We start from the raw sequence: 25,698 nt of genomic DNA, 5'->3' as shown, positions 1-25,698 counted from the left end.
ACCTTAGCTTTAAAATCATTTGAATGATTTCTTCTTGGTCTACGTGCCATAAAATACTCCATATATTGATGTTTATAACATCATTTGAGGAGCAGAATATCACTTATAGGAGTTGTTCAAATTTACGGATCCATCTCTGAACAACGTTTGACTCTTCAACAAAACTGTATTTGGGGAATGTTGGCACTATTAGTTTTCATTTTATTGGTTAAGTGATCAGGAATACAAAATGAATTCATCTGTGCAAACCAGATCCTTTGAATTATGGAATCAATTCCACAATACGATTGCAAATGAATTAAATGCTGAAAAGAATTTAAAGGATAAGGATTCTCTTTTCTTATTTCTGGATAAACGTGTTGTAGTAATTAAAGGCTTGATTCAGCAACTTCAACAGAAAAAACTACATGATGAAAATTTATTAACTCAACAAGTTGCTAATTTACAAGAACTAATAACTAAATTGCAGTTACTACGTGAATCAATGAATCGCCCATTTGTACTGTATGTTATGGGGATGGGAAAAGTAGGTAAATCATCTTTATTAAACTTGCTTGTAGGTAGTAAAGTTGCTGATGTTGATGTTCTACCTAAGACTTGGAAAACGGATTTTTTCTATGCAGCACCATCTGCTACACAAGCAGTTATTAAATATAGAAGTGGGCAAGAAAAAAAGTTAAGTATCAATGAGGCAAAAAAAATCATTGAACAAGAAGAACTTAAGCGTGAAGACAGTGAGGATGAAGTAGAGAAACAATTTCGTCAGTTATCTAAGACTTTAACCGCAATTGAGGAAAAGAAAAAGCTACGTGAAGAACTTGAAGAAAAATTACTATATCGCTCTGATATAAAAGAAATTCAGTGGGGTTTACCAGATTTACCTGATCATTCCATTTTACACCAGTTTAGTATCGTGGATACGCCTGGGTTATGGCAGAGCCATAACGGTAAGCATGGTGAACACGTCGGTGATTTTTATTATCAGGCGGATGGGATTTTATGGTTGTTGGACAGTACAACACTTTCGGCAAATAAACCTAAACAAGTATTGGATCAATTAGCTGAAAGTTTAAATCACATTGGTCAAAAAAGTGAAAATATGCTTGCTGTGCTGAGCCAAATTGATAAAGTTCGCTCTTCGGGTGGAGAGCAAGCTGTTTCTAGTGTTATAAACTCAGCCAAACAAATCTTCGATGGATATTTTCTAGATGTTTTACCTTGTTCTGCAAAAGAGGCACTTCAAGGACAGAATAATCAAGATCAAGCGTTGATTAATCAATCTGGTTATCCAGAGTTGCTTAATAAAATTCAGAAATTTTTCTATGACAATGCTTTTAGTATTCGAATTGAAGGTAAAGTAAATAACTTTATAGGTTTGCTAGAAACCCACTTACAAGACAGTGAACCATTCTTGCAGCGTTTTGAAAAAGACATTGAAACTTATGATAGTTATCATCAGAAAATACTGAATGATTTGAATCGCTTGAAGGAACAGTATAGTAAAGATTGGACTTCAACTTTTAACAGTTATAGTCAAAAAGTCCAAAATAATATCTATGCTCATGCGCAAACATATACTGAATTGGAAAATGAAGCAGATAAACCTTCTTTTGTTCAGAAGGAAATTTTTATTGTTCATGAATTACAAGCGATGTTGTCAAAATTTCAGCGCGATAAATCAACAGATTTAGTCAAATATGTTCAACAACAATATCAGCATATCAGTCAATCTTTTGAAAGATTTAGTTTAATTAGCCAATTAAAACCTTCAACGATTATGGCTCATGATCATGGACGGGAGATCTATAAAAATCAAGATATTGACTTTAGTGGTTCTGATGCTGAAAGTATTATGATTGGAGGTGCTGCTGCTGGTGTTGCAATGCTTCTACTTGGCCCAATCGGGATAGCTGCAGCAGCTATTGGCTTTTTATGGAGTAAGAGCCGTCGTGTTGATAAAGCAAAAGAAGGGTTTAACCAACAGCTAGAAACGATTTCAAATGATTGTCAGGCGAATATTGAAAAATTTATTGATAAATTATTTGTGCAACATCAACAAAATTTGATCAATCATCTGAATCAGGAATTTAGTCATTTATACCTACCAAGAAATAAATGTTCTGAAATATTTAAAGTTTTTCACGATTTAGAAAAAATGAAACACGAAAAGTTTGATCGTGTTCATTTCCAAGATTTTATATTAGGGAATCCATAATTGAATACTTTAACTAAATGTCTTAATTTAAATAGTAAATTTTCTGAATCACCTTTGCGTATACATGAATCTTTGCAGCAATTAGTACAATTCGATGCAGAGAATCACCGGACACGTCTACAGCATATTATTGATAATTTACAACAAACACTTAAAGTATTTGTTATTGGTGAGGTGAAAGCTGGAAAGTCATCGCTGATTAATACGCTAGTTGGGCAAGAAATTTCACCGACTAACATTTTAGAGGCAACAGCGAGTTTATGGGAAATTGGTTATGGATCAGAAGATAGTGCCTGTATTGAGTATCATAATGGTCAGAATGAAATCATTCCATTTGAAGATGTTCAATCCGTTTTAAGCATTACAAACCAAGAAAATCTCGAAAAAGCGAAAGATATTGCATGTATAAAAGTTCGTACTAAGCAGCATGATTTTCGTGAGTTATTGCTAGTAGACTCACCTGGATTAGCCACAGTGACTGAGCAAAATGCTCAATTAACACGTAGTGTTCTTGAAGATGTAGATATTGCGCTTTGGGTGTTGAATGCGAATCATCTTGGCCAAACAGATATTATGCAAGAAGTTGAAAATCTTGCTCAACTCGGTAAACCTATTATTGCAGTCATTAGCAAAATAGATGAAGTAGATACTAGCCCAGAACGTTTAATAAAATACGTTAGTCGTCATGCCGGTGAGTATTTTACTGAAATTTTTGCATTATCTGCGCATTCTAGCCAACCAAATGATGAGTACTTTGAATATTTTGAGGAATTTAAGACTTATCTTAAAGAACAAGTGAGTCATAAAGCAAAGGATGTTAAGCAAGACAGTGTTGAATCATCGTTAGAGGCTTTACACTATGCTGAAAAAGCAGTGCATGAATCTATTATTCGGCAGATGCAACATAAGTTAACTGATCTCTCTGCTTTTGATCAGGATTTAGAGTTTGAAAAAGAAATGCTGATATCTGAAATAAATTCTCAAGTAGATAGCCAATGTACAGAGATTTTTCATAACTCGGCATTACAACAGCAAATTAAAACTATTCTTTTGGGACATCAGCAAAATGATCCTGCTACTCAGACGAAAATGGAAAATCTAAAAAATACTTTAGCTAATCCATTCATTAAAGTACAGGCGATGGAAGAATCAGTCTTAGATCAAATTGTGAATCAACAAATTTATACTATTCATGATCATGTACAACCCTATTATATTTCATCCATGAAATCATTAGTGACGAACATCCAACAAAAAAGTAAGCAACGTTTCACTGAGTTTAGATCAAATGAAGAATTACTTTTAGAGCAAACATATGCAATGTTTGATTATGATGTAAAACCTGAACTGAATGAAACGTATGATGTGATGGACACAACAATGAAAGCAACTATGTTTGCTGGTGTAGCCGGTACTATGGCAGCAGGCTATACAGCAGTACTTGGTGCAAATGCAGCAGCAGTGACAATGGGTGCTGCAATGAGTGCTATTGCATTACCCGTTGTAGTTTGTGGAGCTGTTTTGGGTGGTGGGTTTGCTTATTTTCAAAATAAGAAAAACCAAGATGCTTTAAAGATCGAAGTTTTGCGTTTAACTAAGCAAATTCAGGATAAGGTACGTGCTGAATTGCTTAAAACCTATCATCAGAAAATTGAAAGCGATATTCAGGTACTTAAACATGAATATGCTAGAGGGATGTTAGGTGGATATAACATCCAAGAATTTAGAGAGCATGTATTTGCTATGGAAAACTATTTAAGATATTTTTAAAAGTCCTTTATGTATTGATTAATATGGATATCTTATTTTTTAAATAAGTTATTGTCTTTTAATTAAAGTTTAATTTTTACATCATAAGTTTGAATTCCTCCCCCCTCCATTGGCTGTTGCCAATAGGGGGATGAATGTTTAGGAAAAACTTTAATTTTGAGTCAGTGGAATCCAATTTTCCTGAATATACCTGTTGAAATCCTGATCTACCAAAATCAAAAAGCGTACTGTTATGCACTTCAGCCAAGTACAGACCGTGGTGACTCTGCACAATTTATAGAGTTTATTTTGCAAATGATTCTAAATGCAATTGTGGGTAAGCGTCCGCTGAACACACCTTATGAATTCATCCTATAAGCCTTAATTTAGTCCCCACTTAAAAACAAGTGGGGACTAAAATTTATGACTACGAATCACCAGACATCCATCGCATCTCTTGCGAAAAAACGAAGAACATACAGTGCTGAATTTAAACAGCAGATCGTTCAGGCTTGTAAAGCACCGGACGTTTCAATTGCTTCGGTCGCTTTGCAACATGGATTGAATACAAATCTTGTATCCAAATGGATTCGCTTAATTGATGGTAAGCCAAGGAATGATCGCTCACCACTACCGAATAAACCTGCATTTATTGCCTTATCTTGCTCTGCACCATTAGATCCTACTCCTACTGACATGTTAACGGTTCAAATTACTTTACCCCACTCAAAAGCAGAAATTGGCTTGAAATGGCAAGTATCAGAAATTAATCAAAATCCCATGACAATCTCAGTTACCTCTTTCAAGGTAAGCACTCACAGCCAGATTAATTAAGGCTTGAGTGTTATGTGCTGACTGCATAATTTGCTCAAAACTTACATTGCGGTCGTTAATGAAATTAGCTTCCATCATATATGAAAAGTCCAGTTTCAGCTGATCTAAGCCTTGTTGATCAGGTACAAGAGTAAAATCTCCGGCCAAACATTTTTCGTAATTTGCATAACTGGCATTAAAGAAAATTTTCTTCAAAGCCACGACATCATTAAGCAAAGTCACATCTGAAATCGCCCCTTGTCCAATCACATGATTAGATAGAGCCATCAGATCAAACCAATGACGTGATAAACGTTTAGCATTTTCTCTGACCCCTCGATGACACTCTACATGAATCAAAGTTGCCTTTTCCCAGAAGGTTCTTTGTGGAGCTAATACTGTAACCATGCTCGATGGAAACTCCAGTACATCTCGATAAGCATCCTCTGATGCAAGAAATGGCTGAATATGGTGTACTTCGTTTGGATTAATGATATTGCGGCCACCAAATTCAATCAGCACGTAGTCCAGCATGTAATTCTTACTGTCTTTGTTCAAGACTGAAGGGAAAGTAAATTTGATGGTTTCTCCATCTTCACTCACTTCGATTTCGAACAATTCAGCACGAGGTAGTGCAGCGACCTGTGCTTTAAGGAATGGAGCCACCACATCATTTGCATAACTTTTAACTTCAGTTTTAAGCGCTGCATCGATTCTACGGCGTTGCCCCGATCCTAAATGTTCAGGCGCAGTTTGACCTTCGGCAAGGTTGAATTGTTTCATCGCATCAAATTGGCGATAGTCTAAGGTAATATCGATGTCTTCAGAAAAACGATCTATGATATTGAATACCTTTGACAATGAGGTTCCCCCTTTAAATGCCATCTCCAATTTGTTCGGCATTTCAAAAAGCTGTTTAAGCACCCAGCAGACCCACACATCCTTCTCAACGATTGGCAAGTCCTTATCAGGTCTTGTTGAGCAATAATCTCGAATGATAGCAGTTTGGTCCTTTACAGCGAGGTGCATAAACAATTCAGGCATTTGAATTTCTCTTTAATCTTATCCAGCAAGAGCGTATGAACTTTCTTTAACAGCTGGATCAGATAATCGCTCTTTCAACCAACTACTCATTTGCATACGTTTTAATCTTTTAAAATGGTTTTCGCTCAATCGGGATTTAACCTGTCGAACGACCTCCTGGTCCACATGCTCTCGACCTAAAAAGATTAATGCAGACAGCGCCATTCCAACTTCAGTTCCTGAAGCCTGTAAGATGTTCTGATTTTCAGTATGAATGAACTTTACTCTTGTGCCTGCAATGATGACTTCTCGTGAAGGTCCATTGGTGTAAAACACTTTGGTTAGTGGCACTTGAGTACTTAAGCCCAACTTGTTCACCGCAGATGAACCATGTATTTGCAAGGTCTCTTTATTACGGTTACTGATGACTTTGATAACTTCATTAACATCTGGTGGAACTGGTCTACCCTTCAAAAATCGATTGAATTCAGGCTTGTAGTAAATACTATTTTGGATACGTAAAATTTTACCTTCCTGAACCAAGCGAGAAAGGACACGTAGGATTGTATCGTGCGAGCCTTCAACATGAATATTGTCTACAGAAAACACTCGACCACGCGGTAACCTTGCGATTTTATTTCGCACTGATTCAGAAACGTTTGATGTTGTGTGAGCATAAACACCCATGACACTCTCCAATTCCAATATTACACATCAATAATACAATATTTTCAGACAAAATGAACTTGAAAATCCGAATACTTTCGGACAAAAAAATCGTATATACGAACCTATAATCTCATATTTTAAGGGTGTTTTATCCATTTTCAATGACATTAATTATCCGAGCTAAATCAAAATGAATAACCTAGCTATATTGTGATTTAAAGTGTTCGTAAATAATCCTTAAAAGTCTTATTCGGATCATTGAAGATGTGCTGATCAATGGGAATACACTCTATAATTTGATCCAGCCTGAAGTTCCTGAAATCTTGTTTCACTTCACACCAAGCTTCATCAAAGAAGGTTAATCCCAATGGTCTAACATGTCGTGTGGATAAAGCATTTTTTATTAGGATTAAAAGCCAAAGAATTATTACTTTAGCACCTCTTGAAATGTAGACTTACAACACAATATACAAATAAACTTGATAATTACGTGAAAAAATGACCACATCCCAACAACCTGAAGTAACAGGTGTACCACTGTCAGATAAAGCAGGAAAAATTAAAGTTTTAGCCTTAAATGGTGGTGGAGCACGAGGTGAACCGTACCGGGTTTGTCGGAGACTTTTTTATTTAAGTTAGGCCACCTGACCTAACGGGTTAATCTTATCATAGTACATTGCTTCAAACTCAAAAGGCGATACATAACCCAGTGCACTGTGTACACGCTTTTTATTGAACCAATCTACCCAGTTTAGTGTCGCAAGTTGTACATCTGCTAAACCTTGCCAATCTGCTTTTAGATATTCAATCACCTCTGTTTTGTATAAGCCATTCACCGTTTCAGCCAGAGCATTATCGTATGAATCACCCGTTGTACCGACTGATGCTCGTAAATTTGCAGCTTCTAAACGATTGGTATAGCGAATAGAAAGATATTGAACACCTCTATCGGAATGATGAATCACATTCTTTGGCATGCCTCGATCGTGCAATGCTTGCTCAAGTGCATCGAGTACCATATCTGTATTCATCCGTGTAGATACTTTCCATCCAACAATTGCTCGTGAGAACACATCAATAATAAAGGCGGTATAGACCCAGCCTGAATTTGTTTGAATATAGGGGTGAGTAGACCAAGGGAATCTCACCCTTAGCCCCTCGCAGAACCGGACGTGAACCTCTCAGCTCATCCGGCTCCCATTATCCAACCGATGGTAAACATCCCATTTTCCAGTGCACAAAGGCATTTGGAAAATCACGCGCAAGTCGCCCTAAGGCATATCTAGCCCGTCTTTTATGACGGGCCAAGTTTTTATACTTACGCCTCATCCAGCGTATAAGATAAGCATTCATGTGTTGCCAGATCGCTGACATTGCTGAACCATGGAATCGACCATAGTATTGCTGCCAGCCTTGAAGAATTGGATTAAATATTGCAGATAAATCACTTAATTCGCGATTACACATCAGATGTAGATGCCATTTCCGAATAGTCTGTCGCATTGTTTTAAGTGCATCACGACTGACTGCAGGAGAGAAATTTACATAAACTCTTTTATACTTGTCCACAGCCTTACGGGGCCTAAACGTGTACCCGAGAAAAGTAAATTGAACATCTGGATATGCTTGGCGACGATTAATATCTTGGCAATAAACAATCTTTGTCTTGTCTGGATGCAATTCGAGACCACATTCACGAAATCGTGCATCGATCTTTTGTAAAACAAGTTTGGCTTGAGATAAACTCCGACAATGAATTACGCCATCATCTGCATAACGGCAGAACCGTACACTTTGAAGATGTTTCGTAATCCACATATCAAAAGCATAATGCATAAATAAATTCGCCAATAAAGGACTCACAACACCACCTTGTGGTGTGCCGCGATTCCTTTCTAAAAGATGGCCATTTATGTGTTGCATTGGTGCTTTTAACCAACGTTGCACATATAAAAGAATCCATGGAATTTCACAGTGTTTCTTGAGTGCACGCATGAGTAAATCATGGTCGATGTTATCAAAGAGACCTTTGATATCAAATTCCACAACCCAATCATAATCCCAACTTCGTCTCCTCACTATCGCAATTGCATCATGGGCAGAACGCCCCGGACGATATCCATATGAGTTTGGATGAAATAATGGATCAATTTTCGGCTCTAATAAGAGCTTAACTGCTGTTTGCGCGACTCGATCTGCAACTGTTGGAATACCTAGTATACGCACGCCACCTGACTTCTTTGGAATCGGAACAGCCTTAACTGGCGGTGGAAAATAACTGCCAGAACAAAGTCGATTCCATAGTTTGTATAGGTTGTTCTTTAAATGCTTTTCGAATTGCTCAATAGATTCATGATCAACGCCTGGAGCGCCACCATTCTCTTTGACTTTTTTAAATGCCTCCCAGATTAACGCTTTAGGAATGTTAAATGGTTTGGTCATAAAGTTTTGCTCCTCCTGCTTGCACAGTTGACAAATCCGTAGACCTGGATAATGCAACCCCTTCGCTCCATTACCATTACAGTAACTTCAACACTACTACGAGCTGCTCCGCCCCTTGGTGACGCATTGCTATTATCGGCCTTGCCTTTTGAGCTTGTACCTTTCGCTTGACATCGCCACCGAAGGTTCCCGCAGTTCAACGTAAAAGCCTGAATTAGGATCGCGCTGCCTCTACGCCGGACACCGAATGGCCCGTAAGCAGGTAACGGCCAAACTGATCGCGGGGCAACATCCATCCCCGGTTTTGATGTCATTTGAGTACTTTCGACACTTGAACGGCAGTTCACTGGTGTTCGCCTTCCTAATTCTTACCTGACGCCTGTACAACGCCTTTTCCATAACGCTCACGACCGGGACTTTTGATCCAAGCCGCTTATGGTGGTTTGCTACCTGCTCCTGCAAGCCGATAGCGAGGGGCCATACCCTCATCTCTTACGCCGCTTGCTGCGGCACACTAAAGTCAGCAACCCACAAGTGATTAGGCCGATCAGCTCTAAAATTCCGTTTCACTAAATCATCTGCCCGTTTTTGGTCATCTCGGCTACGGGTGGTTTGTTTGTTCTTACCTCGCCAAACACCTTGTATACCTAGCTTTTTCATTAATCGAGCAACAGTACAGCGTGCAATAATATAGCCTTCACGTTTCAGTTTTTGCCAGACTTTACGTACACCATATCGACCTGAACTTTCCTTCCAAATTCGTTTAATTTGTTCAGCATGATGCTCATCATGTAGATCTCGTTTCGCTCGATGTTCTGGATTGTCAGCGAGATCTAAAGTCCGGTAATAGGTTGAAGCTGCAATCGGTAAAATTCTACAAATCGCTTCAACACCATATCGATCTTTATTGTTATGGATAAAATCCACCATTATTTGTGTGGGCGGTCGAGCTCCGCCTGGGCGAAAAAAGCGGCTGCTTTACGTAGAATTTCATTGGCACGCTTTAATTCTTTAATTTCACGTTCCATTTGCCTCATTTTTTCTTGATCAGATATCTGTTGTACTTTAATAGGATTTTGCTGATCTAAATGCTTTTGATGCCAGGCACGAAGTGTTTCAGGAGTACAACCAATCTTAGGCGCAATTGCTGTGATTGCAGCCCAAGTAGAAGGATAATCTTTTTCAGATTCAATCAATAATTGAACCGATCTTTCTCTGATTTCAGGGGTATATTTTAATTTTGTCATCGGGATAGTCTCTCAGAATATTGACTCTCCGACAAACCCGGTACGGTTCAGTCAGTAAGGTACGCCTATATGAAACAAAAAAGATATTCTTTTCCAATTACCTTAATGGCTCGATTACTTCATGTTTCAGTTTCATGTTTTTATGATTGGCTCAAGAGAGGCGTGAGCAAAAGAACGATTCAACGAAATCAACAGACGATATTGGTGAAAATAGCCCATGAGGAGACAAGGCAGAGCTATGGTTATATTCGATTAACCAAATACTTACAAGCTCAGGGCATAAAAATGAGTATGTACGCTGTACGTCAGATAAAAGCGCTGAACCACCTGTATTGTAAGCGACACAAGCGTTTTAAAAGGACTACGAATAGTGACCATAATCGAGCGATCTATGAAAACCTGCTGGAGCAACAATTCTCAATGACTAGACCAAATCAAGCATGGTCAAGTGATATTACGTACATATGGACTGTTGAAGGATGGCTGTACTTAGCAGCGGTAAAAGACCTTTACACGAAGCAAGTGGTTGGCTATAGCTTAAATGAGCGCATGACAGCACAGCTTGTTTGTAATGCGCTAAATATGGCTATTCACAATCAAAAACCAACCAAAGAACTGATTGTGCATTCAGACAGAGGAAGTCAATATTGCAGCCATGAATATCGAAATATACTTGAGCAATATGGTTTTCAAGGTTCAATGAGCAAGCGCGGAGACTGTTACGATAATGCACCGATTGAAAGCTTTTGGGGAATACTGAAAAATGAGTTAGTGCATCATTACAACTATCAAACCAGAGAAGAAGCCAAAGCAGATATTATAAAATACATTGAGTTATTTTATAATCATCGAAGAATTCAAAAGGGTTTGGGTTTTAAGACACCAAATCAAATGGCCGAAGACTTTTATAAGTTGGCTGCCTAGAATCTCCCAAGGGAAAGTCTCCTGATAATTCAGCGTATATCAAACTTTGCTCTGCAATATTCCTCAGATATGAAGAACATTTTTGTTTCGCCACCTTTCGATATTACGCATACACTCATTTATGAATCCATTGATCATAAAATTGCACTCAAACTGGCGGGTATAAAGCATTTCCAGACCTGTCACATCTCATTAAATTGGCTGAAAGTGATCAATTTAGAATTAGAAATCCCAAAGCAATCATAGAGTCCTTGAGCGAAAATATATTGGACTATCTTCGTGCATCAAATGAGGTTCAATTATTCGATGGATTGCGGACATCTATAGAACTTTCAATTTCAAATGTTATGGCGACAGGCCTTGGCACCCAACATTATCGACATGATAAAAAGAAGTAATTTAAATGGTGTAATGAAAAATCCTGTAAAAAGACTCAAAATCTTGCAATAAGTACAAGGGCAACGTAAGATGAGGAGTGAAGTCATTCTAAATTCCTTGTACGGCAATTTGCATTACATGGAACAAACCCACAATAGTTACCGCTATTGTGGGTCATTAGCCCCTCTTCTTAACTAAGTTATAAGAAAAATACCTCTATCATTCGATTGATTCCTTTATATAAATAATAAAGTAAATATATGTTTTCGATGAAGCTTTATAAAATTCAGTATTAGACCTGTAGGGAAAACTTATCAAACGAAGTATTAGTTAATCCTTTTCTTCAACTTCTTCCTTAAACTCAAACAAATCATTCATCGTACAGTTAAAGTACTTACACAACTTATCGGCGACTGGTAATTCAATACGTACAGCACGGTCATAATACATACTTGTGAGCGTATTGCGATTGATACCTGTTGCATGCACCACTTCACTTAATTTTAAAATTTTTCTATCGCCCATGAGGCTAGATAACTTACAAGTAATCATATTTAAATTAATTTACAAAAAATAACTTGCTGCGGGTTATTTAAAGTTGTTGCCTGAGTAATACTTTGCTAAAATTAACCTACAGCAGGTTATTAAAACTTATAGAAAGTATATTTTATCCATTTCAACTAAATTATAACTTTTTAAGTATAAGGATTGAACCTGCATTAGATTATTTTGTGGAGATGACCGCCGTGTTAACAAATGAGTTATTGATCAGCCAGCAAGCTCGTGACTTAGGAAATCAATTAATTAAAGAAATGAACATCAATAGAAGTTATGGAATGGCTAATTTTCTTGGAGTAAATACTTGCTATGATAATCATCAGGCTGTACTTATTTGGACATTTCAACTGCTTGAAAGGGAACCTGCCTTAAATGAATTAGCAGAAATTAAAAAATATTTTCTTTTAATCTTTCCAGATAGTGTTTATCAATTAGCCTAAGTTGTATTTAAAAACTCTGTACACGACAAAAATAGATAACTCATTGAAATAATGTCACAATAATTGTTTTCTAACGACGAATACTATGATACATCTCAATGAGTTATATCTTATCTTAAACAAATATCTAAAATGGAACAAGTCACATTTAAAGTGCTTTGCGCTCATCATGCTTGTGATTATTTTAAAGCAAACATGTAATCTTTCTTCTGCATCTAAAGCCTTGCCCATCAAGTGCTTACCACAATCATTTTATCGACGTATGCAGCGCTTCTTTGCAGGTCAGTATTTTGATTATCGTCAAATTTCTCAGTTGATTTTCAATATGTTTTCATTCGACCAAGTGCAACTGACTTTAGATAGAACCAATTGGAAATGGGGAAAACGAAATATTAATATCCTGATGCTCGCAATCGTTTATCGTGGAATAGCGATACCTATCCTTTGGACATTGCTTAATAAACGTGGAAATTCAGATACGAAAGAGCGCATTGCTTTGATTCAACGCTTTATAGCCATTTTTGGTAAAGACCGTATTGTGAATGTGTTCGCAGACAGAGAGTTTATCGGTGAGCAGTGGTTTACATGGTTAATTGAACAAGACATCAACTTCTGCATTCGTGTTAAAAAAACTTCATTGTCACCAATCATTTAGGAAAGAATCATAAAATTAGTGATTTATTTCGCCATCTTAAAGTTGGTCAAATTGAATGTCGTAAACGACGGATTTTGGTTGGTCGGGTGAAACTATATATAAGTGCACTACAGTTAGAAAATGGAGAGCTTTTACTCGTCGTTTCTCCTCAGTTTAATGCCAATGCTATTCAGGATTATGCATTACGCTGGGAAATTGAAACCTTATTCAGTTGTCTCAAAGGACGCGGGTTTAATCTTGAAAATACGCGCTTGACAGACCCTAGACGAGTGAAAAAATTGATTGCGGTGTTAGCTATAAGCTTCTGTTGGTGTTACTTAACGGGTGAATGGCAACATGATCAAAAAAAAGTGATAAAAATAAAGAAGCATGGACGACTCTCAATGAGTTTATTTCGCTATGGTTTAGACTATGTTCAAATGGCGATTCAGCGTTTAATTGGTTTTGGGAAAAAAGAAGAGTTTAAGGAAATTTTGGCAATTTTAAGAAGGCAGAATCCTGATAGGATAAGGGTTCTGTGAAATTTGTCGTGTACAGAGATTAATTACACAACAATTGGTCATAGAGTTAGATCCTTCTTAAAGTTTTACAACTTCTTGATTAATGAATACTTAAGCATGCAATCACAGCCACAACTTACGTTGAAGGAAATTCAAAAAATTAAAGAAAACTTGAATAAATATATGACAATAAAGAAAAAAATTATAAATAATTTTTCAAAAGCCAATAAGACAATTAAAAGTGAGATAAATCATAATTTTAAGAGCATGAATCAGGAAATGATTAAAGGATTGTATTCAGTCATTTCACCAAGTAACTCTAATAAATACAATGAATTAAATCCTTTTAGATCTAAAAATGTACAACTCAGAAACTTTCTGATCATACATCTCATGCTCAACTATGGTCTTAGAATTGGTGAGCTTATGCTACTAACAACCAACTCTATTAAAAAATCAATTCAGAATCATAGTTTTAGTTTAATTATTACAAATACAGATGATGAGTTCGATGATCGATCAAAAAAGCCAAAAATCAAAAATGAATATTCGTACCGAGTAATTAAACTGCAGGAACGAGACTACAGAATTCTTCAAATCTATATAAATGAAATCCGAAAAGAAATTCCTTCACATATCTTATTTACATCCTTAAAGCCTCCCTATTCTGCTTTAAGTTATGGTAATCCTCCCATAAATAACCGAAGTTAAAAGTAGAGGTTAAGCAGCCCTTAGAGGTGGCTTTCCTTTGTTAGCTTGATGTGGTCTTTCATGGTTGTAATGCCACAACCAGTTTGTTGCATAATCTTGTACTTCTTCCAGTGTGTCAAATAGATGCTTGCTTAGCCAGCTATAACGTATAGTCCGATTATAACGTTCAATATACGCATTCTGCTGTGGCTTACCTGGTTGAATATATTCAATACGAATACCGTGCTCAGTAGCCCAGCGTACAAATTCATGACTGATAAACTCCGGGCCATTGTCACACCGAATAACTAACGGCTTTTCTCGCCACTCCAGCAACTGATTCAACGTACGAATAACTCGGATTGTAGGTAATGAGAATCCTGCTTCAATCGCTAAGCCTTCTCGACGGTAGTCATCAATCACATTTAATAATCGGAACTTTCGACCATCGATCAGCTGATCATGCATAAAATCTAATGACCAGACCTGATTTTCTCGGATTGGTTCTTTCAATGGTTCAGGCGCGTGCCGTTTTAGTCTTCTTCTCGGTTTAATACGCAGATTTAGTGCCAACTCACAGTAAATGCGGTAAACCCGCTTGTGATTCCAGCAGTGATTCTCAACATGTCGTAAATATGAGAAGCACAGACCAAATCCCCAATCGGAATTTGCCTCAGTGAGTTCAATGAGCTGTTTAGCAATTAATGCATTGTCATCGCAAAGTTTAGCCTGATAACGGTAGCAGGTTTCACTAATGCCAAATGCAGAGCAAGCTAAACGGATACTAACCGCATGCAGGGCAACGGCTTGTTGAGCCATCTGACGTCGGCAAGATGGCTTCACCACTTTTTTGACATTGCTTCCTGAACAATCTCTGCCTTTAATCGCTCTTCAGCATACATTTTTTTTAGTCTGGTATTTTCTGCTTCCAGCTCTTTCAGTCGAGCCATCAATGAGGTATCCATACCGCCATATCTGGCACGCCATTTATAAAACGTGGCATTACTCATGCCATGTTCACGACAAAGGGTGGCTACAGGTGTGCCAGACTCCGCCTGTTTTAAAATGGACATGATCTGGCTGTCAGTAAATTTAGATGTTTTCATGCAGAATCTCCTGCTCGTATCTTAAGAGAAAATTCTACTTTTAGATCCTATTATTTTTAGGGGGGATTACCCTATCAAAGAAGTAGTGGTGGACTCCATCTACTGATTGACTCTACTGGTTTGAAATTTTTAGGTGAAGGTGAGTGGAAACGTAAGAAACATCAGCCTGAATATCGTCGAAAATGGCGTAAATTACATATTGGTATTGATGCTGAAACCCTGCAAATACGTGCAGTTCAGCTCACTACAAACAACATCAGTGATTCTCAGGTACTCGGTGATTTACTTAATCAGATTCCACCAGCTGAACCAATTGATTCCGTTTATACTGATGGAGCTTATGATACGAAACAATGTCGAGAAATGATTTCCGATCGGCAAGCTCATGCAGTAATCCCACCCAGAAAAAATGCTAAACCTTGGAAAGATACAAAGATTAGCTCGTTAGAACGCAATGAACTACTTCGAACAGTTAAACATTTGGGCAAGACTATATGGAAAAACTGGTCTGGCTATCATCGCCGAAGTTTGGTTGAAACCAAGATGCATTGCATCAAATTATTAGGCGATAAATTAACATCAAGGAGTTTCCCTAGTCAGGTGAACGAGATTCATGCACGCGTAGCAGTCTTGAATAAATTCACAGAATTAGGTCGCCCTCATACCCAAGTTGCCACTTAAATTTGGCTCACTTAGGGTGGCTCTGCCTTTCAAGCCTTTGTGCAACAAAGCCTATTGCAGATATCAAAAACACATAAATCTAAATTTTTGCAGATACATTTTGAACTAGGCATCCATAACATATCCCTACAACTAGATGACGAATTTTCTTCATATTATAAGATCCTTTGTAAAATTTAACTTTTTTATCGATTAGAATCGATAGCCTATTCCCAAATATGTGACAATCGGATTAATATCAATCCGTGTTTCAGTATAAACTAGCTCACGACCAGTATTAGCATCATTGACATATACTTTTGCCTTGCTATCCATCGGCATATATGACACCGAACCAACGACAAACCAATTTGAATTAAGATCATAGGTTGTCCCTAATGTGAGAACAGGTGCAAAAACATCTGTAGTCTTAACTTTAACTACAGGTGATGCGGAAGACGGTTTACCCTCGATACTAGGACCTGCTTCACCATCAAGGATATTCTGAATCATATGTCCCGAAGCAGCAACTTCAGCTTCAATTACAGAATTCAATTTAAGACTGCCAAAATGGGCGTATACTAGACCTGCACCAACATAAGGTCTTAATTTATTTTCTCCAGTTTTACCAAATTGATAATGTAATTCAACTGCGGGTAGCCACGCCCGTGCTGTAGAGGCACTGCTTCCCTGCTCTAAATTGGTAATATACGTGTCCCGTTTTAGCTCAATATCACCCAGTGGCGTGATATTTGTACCACGTAACGGTGAGTATGTTGTACCAACTCCCTTAATACGTACTTTAGGTGGAATACCACCTTTTATTTGCAGTGATAAATTATCGGTAAAATGATAATTAAACATCATTCCAAAGGCATCCCCTTTTGTCGCCTCTAACCCTGTCCCATGATTTGTCCAGCTTGCTAGGCTATCGACCTGAACTGAACCAGTGACTGCTGCTGGAACGACATCAGCAGGGAAGGACATGATGGTGTCATATAATGCAGGATTAGATTCACGTACAGCAGCATCAGCCACAACTGACTTGGACACATCCCCCACTCGATAGGTGCCACTTTTAGCTGCTGAAATGACATCCATGGAAGTCACGGCACCTTGTGGCATGGTATGCAACCATCCCGCAGAAACTGAAAATCGCTTAAAGCCCTCATCACTTTTCAGGCTAAAATATTTTGAATCGGCGTAAGCACTTGCAGGTAAAGTGATGCATATCAAACCAACATATAAAAATGATTTGTTCATTTTAGTTCCCCTAACAAAAATGGTTTAGTTCATAACTGTGTTAAAACAACCTCTGTACACGACAAATTTCATAGGACCCTTGTCCTATCAGGCTTTTTCTTTCTTAAAATTGCTAGCACTTTCTTAAATTCTTCTTTTTTTCCAAAACCAATCAAACGTAGAATAGCCATTTGAACATAGTCCAAACCGTAGCGAAATAAACTTACTGAAAGTCGTCCATGCTTCTTTATTTTTATCGCTTTTTTCCGATCATGTTGCCATTCACCTGTTAAATAGCACCAACAGAAACCGATAGCTAGCACTGCTATCAATTTCTTGACTCGTCTAGGGTCTGTTAAACGAGTATTTTCAAGATTGAATCCACGTCCTTTGAGACAACTAAATAACGTTTCGATTTCCCAGCGTAATGCATAATCACGAATAGCAGAAGCATTAAACATAGGAGAAACAACAAGTAAAAGTTCTCCATCTTCTAATCGTAGCGCACTAATATACAGTTTCACTCGACCAACCCAAATACGTCGTTTACGACATTCAGTTTGACCAACTTGAAGATGACGAAATAAATCACTAATTTTATGATTCTTGGCTAAGTGATTGGTCACAATGAAGTTTTTTTAACACGTATACAGAAGTTAATGTCATTTTCAATTAACCATGTAAACCATTTCTCACCGATAAATTCTCTGTCTGCAAACACATTCACAATACGATCTTTACCAAAAATGGAGATAAAGCGTTGAATCAAAGCAATACGCTCTTTTGTATCTGAATTTCCACGTTTATTGAGCAATGTCCAAACAATGGGTATCGCTATTCCACGATAGACGATGGCTAACATCAAGATATTGATATCTCGTTTTCCCCATTTCCAATTAGTTCTATCCAAAGTTAATTGGACTTTATCGAATGAAAATATATTGAAAATTAACTGAGAAATTTGACGATAATCGAAATACTGATCTGCAAAGAAGCGTTGTATACGTCGATAAAATGATTGTGGTAAGCACTTGATGGGTAAGGCTTTAGATGCAGAAGAAAGATTACATGTCTGTTTTACAATTAATGCAAGCATAATCAGTGTAAAACATTTTGCATGTGACTTGTTCCACTTTAGATATTTGTTTAAGATGAGATGTAACTCATTGAAATGTGTCATCATATTCGTCGTCAGAAAACAAGTATTATGCCATTATTTCAATGAGTTATCTTTTTTTGTCGTGTACAAAGTAAAACAACAAAACATCGTCAATCAATTGATTTCTAGTCGGTGAAAGACTGTTAAATTACGCTATGATGGATAGTGCAACTAAAAATCCAAAGGCGGTTTTTGGAATCCATCCGTAATTTGTGCAAGCAGTTCAGCAAATTTAATGGTGACTTTGTCTGCATACGGTTGTCCCAATATTTGAATATTGACTGGTAGATTGTCCTCAGATAAGCCTATCGGTGCAGAGGTTGATGGCAACCCAAATACAGTTGCTGGCGAAATCCATTTGAATAACTCAAGATAGAAACGTTTTCTTCCATCGACTTGTAGCGTGCGAAACATCAAAGGTTCTTTATGATTGTGTTCAAACGCTAGAGTCAAAATAGGTGGGCAAATAATGACGTCGTATTCTGCAAAAATTTCAAGACATTTTTGCTTGATATGCAATGACTCTTCATATTTGGCAAGCCATTCTGCATGACTCAGGTTAGCACCTTGTGTAAATCCATAGGCCAAAGGCGGAATGCCTGCTTTACCATTAAGTAATTTGATTAATGGCGTAGATGCCGACATGGACAATCGACTTAGTTTAGGATCTGCAAAAGTCATTTGGCTGATCAATCGAGTGGCGTAGGATTTAAATATTTCATCAAAATCCCAATTTTTTGGACGACCTACATCCACGTTAACCTTGGCAGTTTGCAGGGTTTGCAAAAGTTGATCGTATTTTTTCTTTAGCCGTGAATCGATTGGACACGATTCATCATCCATCCAGAATAATACTTTAAACTCTTGAATGGTTTGTTTTTCAGATTCCTTGAGTTTAAAAGCTCTAAAGTCATCCGCATTTGGCTCGACTAAAACATCTAATAATAAACTTAAGTCCCGTGCTGAACGAGCCATTGGACCAATGACGACAAGGTCAGGTTGGGATAACTCGTCCTCGTAATTCATGATGTGTCCTCTGAAATCAATCAATCCATAGGTGGATTTATGACCATAGACACCACAAAAATGTGCTGGTGTTCGAATAGAACCACCAATATCACTACCAAGCTCAATCGGTGTAAATCCCGATGCTAGTGCCGCAGCAGAACCACCTGATGAGCCGCCTGTTGTGAGATTTAAATTCCATGGATTATTGGCAGTACCATAAAATTTGTTGTAGGTTTGAATATCTGCACATTTAAAGGGTACATTGGTTTTTGCAAAAGGAATGGCTCCAGCACCGACCAATTTATTGACCGAAACAGCATTTTCGGTGGGGACATAGTGTTGGAATTCTGGATTGCCATCGGTACACGGCATGCCTTTCACTTTAAAGGCATCTTTGATGGTCATCGGAATGCCATGTAATTTACCAAGTGGGGCTTGTCGCTTGATGGCGAGGTCAGCCTGATCTGCTAAAATCCTTGCATTGTCATAATCAAATGCAACACAACTATTGATGTGTTTGTTGTATTTATTAATCCGTTCAATCTGTGATTCCAGCAATTCACGGCTACTGATTTGTCCATTTTGGATGGATTGTACTAACGCAGTTGCATCATCATAAACAAAATCTTTTGGCATTTTCTTTGCTTCCTATCAAACAATTCAAGTAGATTTTGTAAGCATAAGGTGCAATATTGAAGCTCATGATCGGACATAAAATCTGTCATTTTCGGACAAAACAACAAAAAGGGATGAAATAATGTTGATACCATCGATATTGGTAGACACGTATATGGACTATGCTGAAGAACAAGGTGTTGATTTGGCAAAATTTTGTAGTGAACAAAATATTGTTAAGGATCATGTTGAACTAACACAATATTTCTTGTTATTAGACTGGATTGGGCGACAACTTCCTGATCATGATCTTGGTGAGGAAATTGGTTGGCGATTTACGTCACAACTATTTGACCCCATTGGCACTGCAATCATATCCTCAGAAACGTTGTCATCCGGATTAGACGTTGCCTTAAAATATTGGGATGTCTTTGGTATTGGATTGGCGTTACTCTCTCGAAAACACGGCAATAATGTTGAATTAGAGATTCAACCAACTTTACCTATCAATGAAAAATACCAAAAGATTATTTTAAAATCTGCAATCATTTGCCTTTATAAAATTATATTGCAAATATTACCATTTAAGGCATCTGATATTCATATATTTTTCAAAGGCGAAAAAAATACCCAAGATTTTCCTTCTGGAATATACATTGGGTATCATGCGACGGAATGGAAAATTCGTTTTCCTGAGCATTTTCTAGCTGAAAAAAGTTTTTGTGCGAATAAGTTAAGCTTTGAGCGTGCCATCACACATTGCGAACAAGTATTGGCAGTGTATCATCAAAATCAAGCCTTTGATCATGTGACGATGCACACATTGAATGACATCGCACAAATAAAATCCGTATCCACCAAAACCGTTTATAGGCAACTAAAACAACAAGGACAGAATTTTCAAAAATTACAACAAAGCAAAAAATATACGCAAGCCATGATGTTATTAAATCAAAAAGAACTTTCTATAGAGAAAATCGCAGAAACATTAGGTTATCAAGATCCATCGAATTTTACCCGTGCGTTTAAGCGCTGGGCACATGTTTCACCAAGCTTGTATCGCAAGCAAAATGCTTGAGTACTCACTGTGATTTAATCATAGGGCACAGCCCAGTTGTGACGATATTTCACATAGTTGCTCACTGGTATACTACTGAGGTGAAAGTATAGTAATACATTGGGGGCTTAGGAAGTTAATCATATTAAAAAGTATGGTAACTTCCTTAAGTACCATTTATACAATTACGTAAAAAAGATTGCGAGTCAATGCGAAGAAGTATCTCCTTTCAATGGAACTGTCGATGATAAATCCTACTTTTGTGCTCATCGTGTAAAAGGTAAAAGAGGTCCTGGAGTGAGCAGCACTGCTGCGTAAGGTAAAAATCGTATTTGAAATACTTATACGTGGTGGGGATGTCTACACAGAAATTGTTACTGATTGCTCCAAAGCCACGCTTCAAGGGATTATCCGTAGACATATCGACCTAGATTCAGTAATCAATACGGATGGCTGAAGAGGTTTTGATCGTTTAGTTGATATTGTTTTTGACAAGCATTTGAGAGTGGATCATGGTAACAATGAATTTGCTTGTGGGGAACGTCATATTAATGACATAAAATCATTCTGGGGCTATGCGAAAAGCGGCTTAGTAAGTTTAATGGTATTGACAAAAATTTGTTGTATTTGCATCTTAAAGTGAGTAGCACCACTTCGCAAGATATACATTCAATCATCGGCATGGTAATTTATACCTCAATTTTCACACTTAAACTACTCTGTAATAAATCTCTTAAGTCCCTAAATTAATATAAGAATCTGTGCAATCGGTCTAGTTTTTCATAAAATGTCTTAATTTTATGGCTCGTAAAATAGGTAAGGCACGTTGGATTGTCAAGCTAATACGCTCTAACAATTCATGATTAATAATCCTATAATCACTGGAAAAATCCTTGTCTGTCGCATACACACCCAATGACATTGTTTGAGTTTGAAAAAAACTAAACAAAGGTCTTAATTGATGTTCAATCACCAGTGAATGTCTTTCACTGCCACCAGATGCAGCAAGGATGACAGGAACATTCACCAAAGCAAATTGCTCTATCAGATCAAAAAAGTGCTTGAATAATCCAGGGTAAGACGCACGGTAAACAGGTGTTCCCACAATTAAGGCATCAGCCGTTTCTACTGTATGCAACGCTATTTGCACATGTTCAGGTAATTGCTTACGATCAAATGTTTGACCAATAAAGCCACCAATTTCACTAAATTTAACAAATTCCAATTCAACTGAAAGTCGTTTGGCAATTTCATCGGCAATCGTTTGCACCAATGTTTCGGTTTTGGATTGCATGCCAAATCCGCCAGAAACCACAACCAGTCGCAATGTCGGTGGATGCTCAAACATGAAGTATTCTCCCAAAAGGAGGCTGCTTGATTGGGTCCAAATCAAGCAACCATCATATGATTTATGATGCTTTAACAGCTGTAATCGTAATTTCAAGCAATTGCTCTGGATGAATCAATTTACTGATTTCAACCAAAGTACATGCAGGTTGATGTGAGCCAAGATATTTTTTCAGAATATCACTGGATTGGCTTGTAAATTCAGCGATATCAGTCGTATAAATCGTCCACGTTGCAATATTGCCAAAATCTAATCCAATACTGTTTAGACTTTTACTAGCAATACTTAGAACAAAATCTAATTGATCCGCAACAGTACTTCCGACCAGCGATAAATCCGCCAAGCCACCTTTAAGTGGTGCAATGCCCGAAAGATATACCGTATTACCGACCTCTATTATTTGACTGAACGCAAACAGATCAAAAACATCTTGCTTGAAGTAATCCAAATCTGGTGTACTTAATTTCATGTGCGATCCCCTACTTCCACAGCATATTCCTTGATGATGTCATTACCTGTATCAACCACAAGGTTTAACCCCGCAGAACGACGCTCAGCTTTACCCCTGAATACATCCAAAGGATCTTCAAAATCACGTACATAACCCAATGCAAAGCAAGCACATTGATAACCCATCAATTTAAGCAATTCATCATCAAGTGTTTGTGCTATTTCTGGTGGCGTTGCCAAATATTGGTTTTCTTCCTGTCTTAACCAACCTGCACAATAGTTCACATTAATTGCTTGACGAATTTTATCGGTATTATTCACACCAGCACCATGGTAAATTTTACCTGTATACACTAGAACAGAACCTTTGCTCATTTCCGCAGCAATCGTTTGATCTTGCGTAAATTTTTGACGTGCACCAATATACATACTGTTTGGTACGACACGAGTTGCACCGTTTTCTTCTGTATATTCAGTCATTGCCCAAAGTGTATTGAACTGTGGTTCATAATCATCTGGAAAATCAAAAAAGTCCCAAGTCAATTGATCTTGATGCAATACTTGTGCTGGAGCACCTGGATTAACTGTAATGATTTGGGTTAATTGCAATTGAATCGTAGACGCTTTATGCAAATGTTTTTTTGCCGCATCCAGCATTAATGGATGAGTAATGATTTCTTCACGTGCAGTTTTTGAACGAGCCACCAAAGAACCAGTACGTTGGGTCTTTTTACCCAAAAATACATCTTCGCCATATGGACTTGAATAAACATATTCATGCGTTTCTTCGGCAATACGATCCATAATCTCAGGAGAAACTAGGTTTTCAATGATACAATGACCATGCTCTCTCAATGCTTTTGCAATGTCATCACCAGTTGCGGTATTTGGTAAACGAATCAGTTCCATAGTCTTCTCCAATATAAACTCAATCACATAAGATAAATGTAATTTAAATAGTCTGGAGAATGGCGACATCTAACTTAAGTTATATAAATTAAGCTCTGATTCAAAAAAGTCGGTTTAATTGCTTATGATAACCAATTATTGAGAATTATTATTAATTGAGTGCTTGCCATCAAGATTCTAGGCAAAAATGCATAATTATAGTGACTAATGCACCAAATAATAACACATTTTTTTATAATCATTACGTCCTTAAATTCACAATATAATGATTTTTATCATTTAAATAGAAATAATACGTTTTTTCGTAAAAATATGCTTTATTCTCTCAAAATTGACCTTGAACAATGAATGCGCCCGTTTATGCCATGAATTGAGGCATTCAAGTCAATAAAAATCATGGGCTAATTACTTACAATATATTGATACTAAATAAAAAATATACAAACCAAGTTGCTTGGAATAGCCATAAAAAATACACCACCAAAAAGTGATAATTCTTTATTGTCAAAATTGGTATAAATATTGCTTTAAAACCTATCAAGGTTCCATGAAAAGTAAAGCATATGAATGCACACGCTAGAATCATTGAAAAGTCTTTAATCCTTGCCAAAAATTATTTGGATGCAAGTGGTATAATTTTTTATCAGATCAATGAAGATAAGAAAGATGCTGTGATTGAATCAGATATCAATGTGTCTAAAGAGTTTATTCATAAATACAATGGTTTATTACAAGATTATGATCCTTTAAATGTAGAATATTTTTTAAAATCTCGCAAAGAGAACAATTTACTTAGCGCCTACTCAATGGAAGCTGAAAGTGGAAATGGGGTCTATCAAAACTTTGTAAATAGTTGTGGGATTAATGATATTTTGGAAATGATATTTTGGAAAAACAATCATGCTTATGCAGGCATTGCCGTTACCAATCCAGACCACCATAAAAAAACCGACATTGAATCCATCCAAATATTACAACAAGTATTGGAGCATAGTGTGTTTGAAGTGTCGAGTATCAAAGAAAAAATCATTGAAAATTATTTAAAAGAATACAAACTCACCACACGAGAAATAGAGGTTTGTTCATTAATTTCTCAAGGATGTAATAATAGTGAAATCTCTGAAATCATGGATATTTCAGTGGGCACTGTCAAGATTAATATCAATCGAGTATTTGATAAATTACAAGTCAATGGTCGATTACAACTGAGTATTCTCATCAACGATCTCATTAAATAATTAGATCTCCAAAACAACTGATCTGATTTATTTTTTATTTCAATTTATCATAATTTTTTGAGTCATATATTAATGAGCAAGCGTTTGTGAAGGCAGTTCACCAAACATCATTTTATAATTATGAATAAAGTTACTTTGATGCCAAAATCCCCAGTCATAAGCAATATCCTGAATTAATGTTGTTTCTGGATTAGATGCTTTCAATATTCTACGAATATGGTTTAGTTTAATCACTCGAATATATTGTGCTGGGCTAATTCCCATTACTTCAATAAAACAGGATTGCAATGCTCGTTGACTAATACCAATGGATTTACAAAGCGCTGGAATAGAAGGTATTTCTGAAACATCATTTAAGATAATATCTTTGACTTTATTAACAATCTTTTTATGCTGTCCAATTTTTAGCATTTTTTTGTCTTCTTCGTGTGGAATAAAAGATTCAAGCAATAGTAATAAAATTTCATTAGAAATACTTTGAAAACATTGATTATTCTTATAAAAATCATCTCTGTACACGACAAATTTCACAGAACCCTTATCCTATCAGGGTTCTGCCTTCTTAAAATTGCCAAAATTTCCTTAAACTCTTCTTTTTTCCCA

General features: G+C 37.0%; 19 protein-coding genes, 8 pseudogenes and 1 other annotated feature. Of the genes and pseudogenes, 12 read left to right on the top strand and 15 right to left on the bottom strand.

Going from position 1 to position 25,698, the window contains the following annotated elements; translation table 11 throughout:
- Nucleotides 1–229: 229 nt before the first annotated feature.
- The 4 genes and pseudogenes from F973_RS01185 to tnpA all read left to right on the top strand — a co-directional run bounded on the left by F973_RS01185 (nucleotide 230) and on the right by tnpA (nucleotide 4,798).
- Nucleotides 230–2,215, top strand: a complete 1,986-nt coding sequence (locus F973_RS01185) for a dynamin family protein (RefSeq protein WP_004759007.1) — start codon at nucleotides 230–232, stop codon at nucleotides 2,213–2,215.
- Complete coding sequence (locus tag F973_RS01180; protein WP_004759005.1) at nucleotides 2,216–3,985, top strand: dynamin family protein; 1,770 nt, start codon at nucleotides 2,216–2,218, stop codon at nucleotides 3,983–3,985.
- Nucleotides 3,986–4,064: 79 nt separating this feature from the next.
- Nucleotides 4,065–4,300 (top strand): annotated as a pseudogene (locus F973_RS14315) (cell filamentation protein Fic); the annotation flags it as partial.
- 87 nt (nucleotides 4,301–4,387) lie between these two features.
- A complete protein-coding gene (gene tnpA / locus F973_RS14310; RefSeq protein ID WP_004759004.1) occupies nucleotides 4,388–4,798 on the top strand; it encodes an IS66-like element accessory protein TnpA in 411 nt (136 codons plus the stop codon).
- Here the strand turns inward: tnpA and F973_RS01165 are convergent.
- The 6 genes and pseudogenes from F973_RS01165 to F973_RS14300 all read right to left on the bottom strand — a co-directional run.
- Entirely contained in the window at nucleotides 4,754–5,821 is a 1,068-nt protein-coding gene (locus F973_RS01165) for a nucleotidyl transferase AbiEii/AbiGii toxin family protein (protein WP_004759002.1), read from the bottom strand. The genes tnpA and F973_RS01165 overlap by 45 nt on opposite strands.
- Nucleotides 5,822–5,839: 18 nt before the next feature.
- Entirely contained in the window at nucleotides 5,840–6,487 is a 648-nt protein-coding gene (locus F973_RS01160; protein WP_004759001.1) for a DUF6088 family protein, read from the bottom strand.
- 197 nt (nucleotides 6,488–6,684) lie between these two features.
- Nucleotides 6,685–6,873: a WYL domain-containing protein gene (locus tag F973_RS15640; RefSeq protein ID WP_416201890.1), complete on the bottom strand. Its 189-nt coding sequence runs from the start codon at nucleotides 6,871–6,873 to the stop codon at nucleotides 6,685–6,687.
- 231 nt (nucleotides 6,874–7,104) lie between these two features.
- A pseudogene (locus F973_RS01155) lies at nucleotides 7,105–7,590 on the bottom strand (IS3 family transposase); the annotation flags it as partial.
- A gap of 79 nt (nucleotides 7,591–7,669) precedes the next feature.
- Complete coding sequence (gene ltrA / locus F973_RS01150; RefSeq protein ID WP_004758997.1) at nucleotides 7,670–8,911, bottom strand: group II intron reverse transcriptase/maturase; 1,242 nt, start codon at nucleotides 8,909–8,911, stop codon at nucleotides 7,670–7,672.
- A gap of 504 nt (nucleotides 8,912–9,415) precedes the next feature.
- Nucleotides 9,416–10,158 (bottom strand): annotated as a pseudogene (locus F973_RS14300) (IS3 family transposase); the annotation flags it as partial.
- Nucleotides 9,767–9,883, bottom strand: a sequence feature (AL1L pseudoknot). (Overlaps the previous pseudogene by 117 nt.)
- 48 nt (nucleotides 10,159–10,206) lie before the next feature.
- Here F973_RS14300 and F973_RS01135 point away from each other — a divergent pair.
- A pseudogene (locus tag F973_RS01135) lies at nucleotides 10,207–11,082 on the top strand (IS3-like element ISAba22 family transposase); the annotation flags it as partial.
- A 708-nt stretch (nucleotides 11,083–11,790) separates the two neighbouring features.
- Here the strand turns inward: F973_RS01135 and F973_RS01130 are convergent.
- Nucleotides 11,791–12,012, bottom strand: a complete 222-nt coding sequence (locus tag F973_RS01130; RefSeq protein ID WP_004658364.1) for a helix-turn-helix domain-containing protein — start codon at nucleotides 12,010–12,012, stop codon at nucleotides 11,791–11,793.
- Nucleotides 12,013–12,206: 194 nt separating this feature from the next.
- Here F973_RS01130 and F973_RS01125 point away from each other — a divergent pair, with 194 nt between their 5' ends.
- The 3 genes and pseudogenes from F973_RS01125 to F973_RS01110 all read left to right on the top strand — a co-directional run.
- On the top strand, nucleotides 12,207–12,458 hold the full coding sequence (locus F973_RS01125; RefSeq protein WP_004758991.1) for a hypothetical protein: 252 nt from the start codon (nucleotides 12,207–12,209) through the stop codon (nucleotides 12,456–12,458).
- A gap of 85 nt (nucleotides 12,459–12,543) precedes the next feature.
- Nucleotides 12,544–13,634, top strand: a protein-coding gene (locus tag F973_RS14285; RefSeq protein WP_155756446.1) for an IS4-like element ISAba1 family transposase whose coding sequence is annotated in 2 segments (ribosomal slippage) — nucleotides 12,544–13,084 and nucleotides 13,084–13,634 — 1,092 coding nt in all. Because the reading frame shifts where the segments join, the coding sequence is not laid out codon by codon here.
- Between the two features lie 21 nt (nucleotides 13,635–13,655).
- Nucleotides 13,656–14,324 (top strand): annotated as a pseudogene (locus F973_RS01110) (site-specific integrase); the annotation flags it as partial.
- A gap of 9 nt (nucleotides 14,325–14,333) precedes the next feature.
- Here F973_RS01110 and F973_RS01105 read toward each other — a convergent pair.
- A protein-coding gene (locus tag F973_RS01105; RefSeq protein ID WP_098733269.1) for an IS3 family transposase occupies nucleotides 14,334–15,409 on the bottom strand; the annotation gives its coding sequence in 2 pieces (ribosomal slippage) (nucleotides 14,334–15,157 and nucleotides 15,157–15,409; 1,077 coding nt in all).
- Nucleotides 15,410–15,475: 66 nt separating this feature from the next.
- Between F973_RS01105 and F973_RS01095 the strand changes: the two are divergent.
- Nucleotides 15,476–16,090, top strand: a pseudogene (locus F973_RS01095) (IS5 family transposase); the annotation flags it as partial.
- A 192-nt stretch (nucleotides 16,091–16,282) separates the two neighbouring features.
- Here F973_RS01095 and F973_RS01090 read toward each other — a convergent pair.
- The 3 genes from F973_RS01090 to F973_RS01075 form a co-directional block, all read right to left on the bottom strand.
- The gene (locus tag F973_RS01090) at nucleotides 16,283–17,332 is read right to left on the bottom strand and encodes an OmpW/AlkL family protein (protein WP_004758982.1); all 1,050 of its coding nucleotides are present in this window, start codon (nucleotides 17,330–17,332) and stop codon (nucleotides 16,283–16,285) included.
- Between the two features lie 68 nt (nucleotides 17,333–17,400).
- Nucleotides 17,401–18,491 (bottom strand): IS4-like element ISAba33 family transposase gene (locus F973_RS14920; protein ID WP_125625403.1). Its coding sequence is split into 2 segments (ribosomal slippage): nucleotides 17,401–17,951 and nucleotides 17,951–18,491, totalling 1,092 coding nucleotides; the frame shifts between segments, so codons are not numbered across the junction.
- Between the two features lie 150 nt (nucleotides 18,492–18,641).
- Nucleotides 18,642–20,114 (bottom strand): amidase family protein, encoded by a 1,473-nt coding sequence (locus tag F973_RS01075; protein WP_004758977.1) that lies wholly within the window; start codon nucleotides 20,112–20,114, stop codon nucleotides 18,642–18,644.
- 154 nt (nucleotides 20,115–20,268) lie between these two features.
- Between F973_RS01075 and F973_RS01070 the strand changes: the two genes are divergently transcribed.
- On the top strand, nucleotides 20,269–21,171 hold the full coding sequence (locus F973_RS01070) for an AraC family transcriptional regulator (RefSeq protein WP_000384164.1): 903 nt from the start codon (nucleotides 20,269–20,271) through the stop codon (nucleotides 21,169–21,171).
- Between the two features lie 171 nt (nucleotides 21,172–21,342).
- Nucleotides 21,343–21,863 (top strand): annotated as a pseudogene (locus tag F973_RS14280) (transposase); the annotation flags it as partial.
- 95 nt (nucleotides 21,864–21,958) lie between these two features.
- Here the strand turns inward: F973_RS14280 and F973_RS01065 are convergent.
- The 3 genes and pseudogenes from F973_RS01065 to F973_RS01055 form a co-directional block, all read right to left on the bottom strand.
- Nucleotides 21,959–22,498 (bottom strand): annotated as a pseudogene (locus tag F973_RS01065) (NAD(P)H-dependent oxidoreductase); the annotation flags it as partial.
- Between the two features lie 61 nt (nucleotides 22,499–22,559).
- Nucleotides 22,560–22,967, bottom strand: coding sequence for a RidA family protein (locus F973_RS01060; protein ID WP_004758971.1), 408 nt, complete (start codon nucleotides 22,965–22,967; stop codon nucleotides 22,560–22,562).
- On the bottom strand, nucleotides 22,964–23,857 hold the full coding sequence (locus F973_RS01055) for a phytanoyl-CoA dioxygenase family protein (RefSeq protein WP_004758968.1): 894 nt from the start codon (nucleotides 23,855–23,857) through the stop codon (nucleotides 22,964–22,966). The genes F973_RS01060 and F973_RS01055 overlap by 4 nt, the downstream gene beginning before the upstream one ends.
- Nucleotides 23,858–24,420: 563 nt before the next feature.
- On the opposite strand from F973_RS01055, the gene F973_RS01050 reads away from it, so the two are divergent.
- A complete protein-coding gene (locus F973_RS01050) occupies nucleotides 24,421–25,095 on the top strand; it encodes a helix-turn-helix domain-containing protein (protein ID WP_004758967.1) in 675 nt (224 codons plus the stop codon).
- A 69-nt stretch (nucleotides 25,096–25,164) separates the two neighbouring features.
- Here the strand turns inward: F973_RS01050 and F973_RS01045 are convergent, their stop codons facing one another.
- Nucleotides 25,165–25,626: a helix-turn-helix domain-containing protein gene (locus tag F973_RS01045; protein WP_004758964.1), complete on the bottom strand. Its 462-nt coding sequence runs from the start codon at nucleotides 25,624–25,626 to the stop codon at nucleotides 25,165–25,167.
- Nucleotides 25,627–25,698: the final 72 nt, after the last annotated feature.

Source organism: Acinetobacter sp. CIP 102129 (assembly GCF_000368305.1).
Lineage (GTDB): Bacteria > Pseudomonadota > Gammaproteobacteria > Pseudomonadales > Moraxellaceae > Acinetobacter > Acinetobacter parvus.
This window is presented reverse-complemented; position numbering and strand designations above follow the sequence as displayed.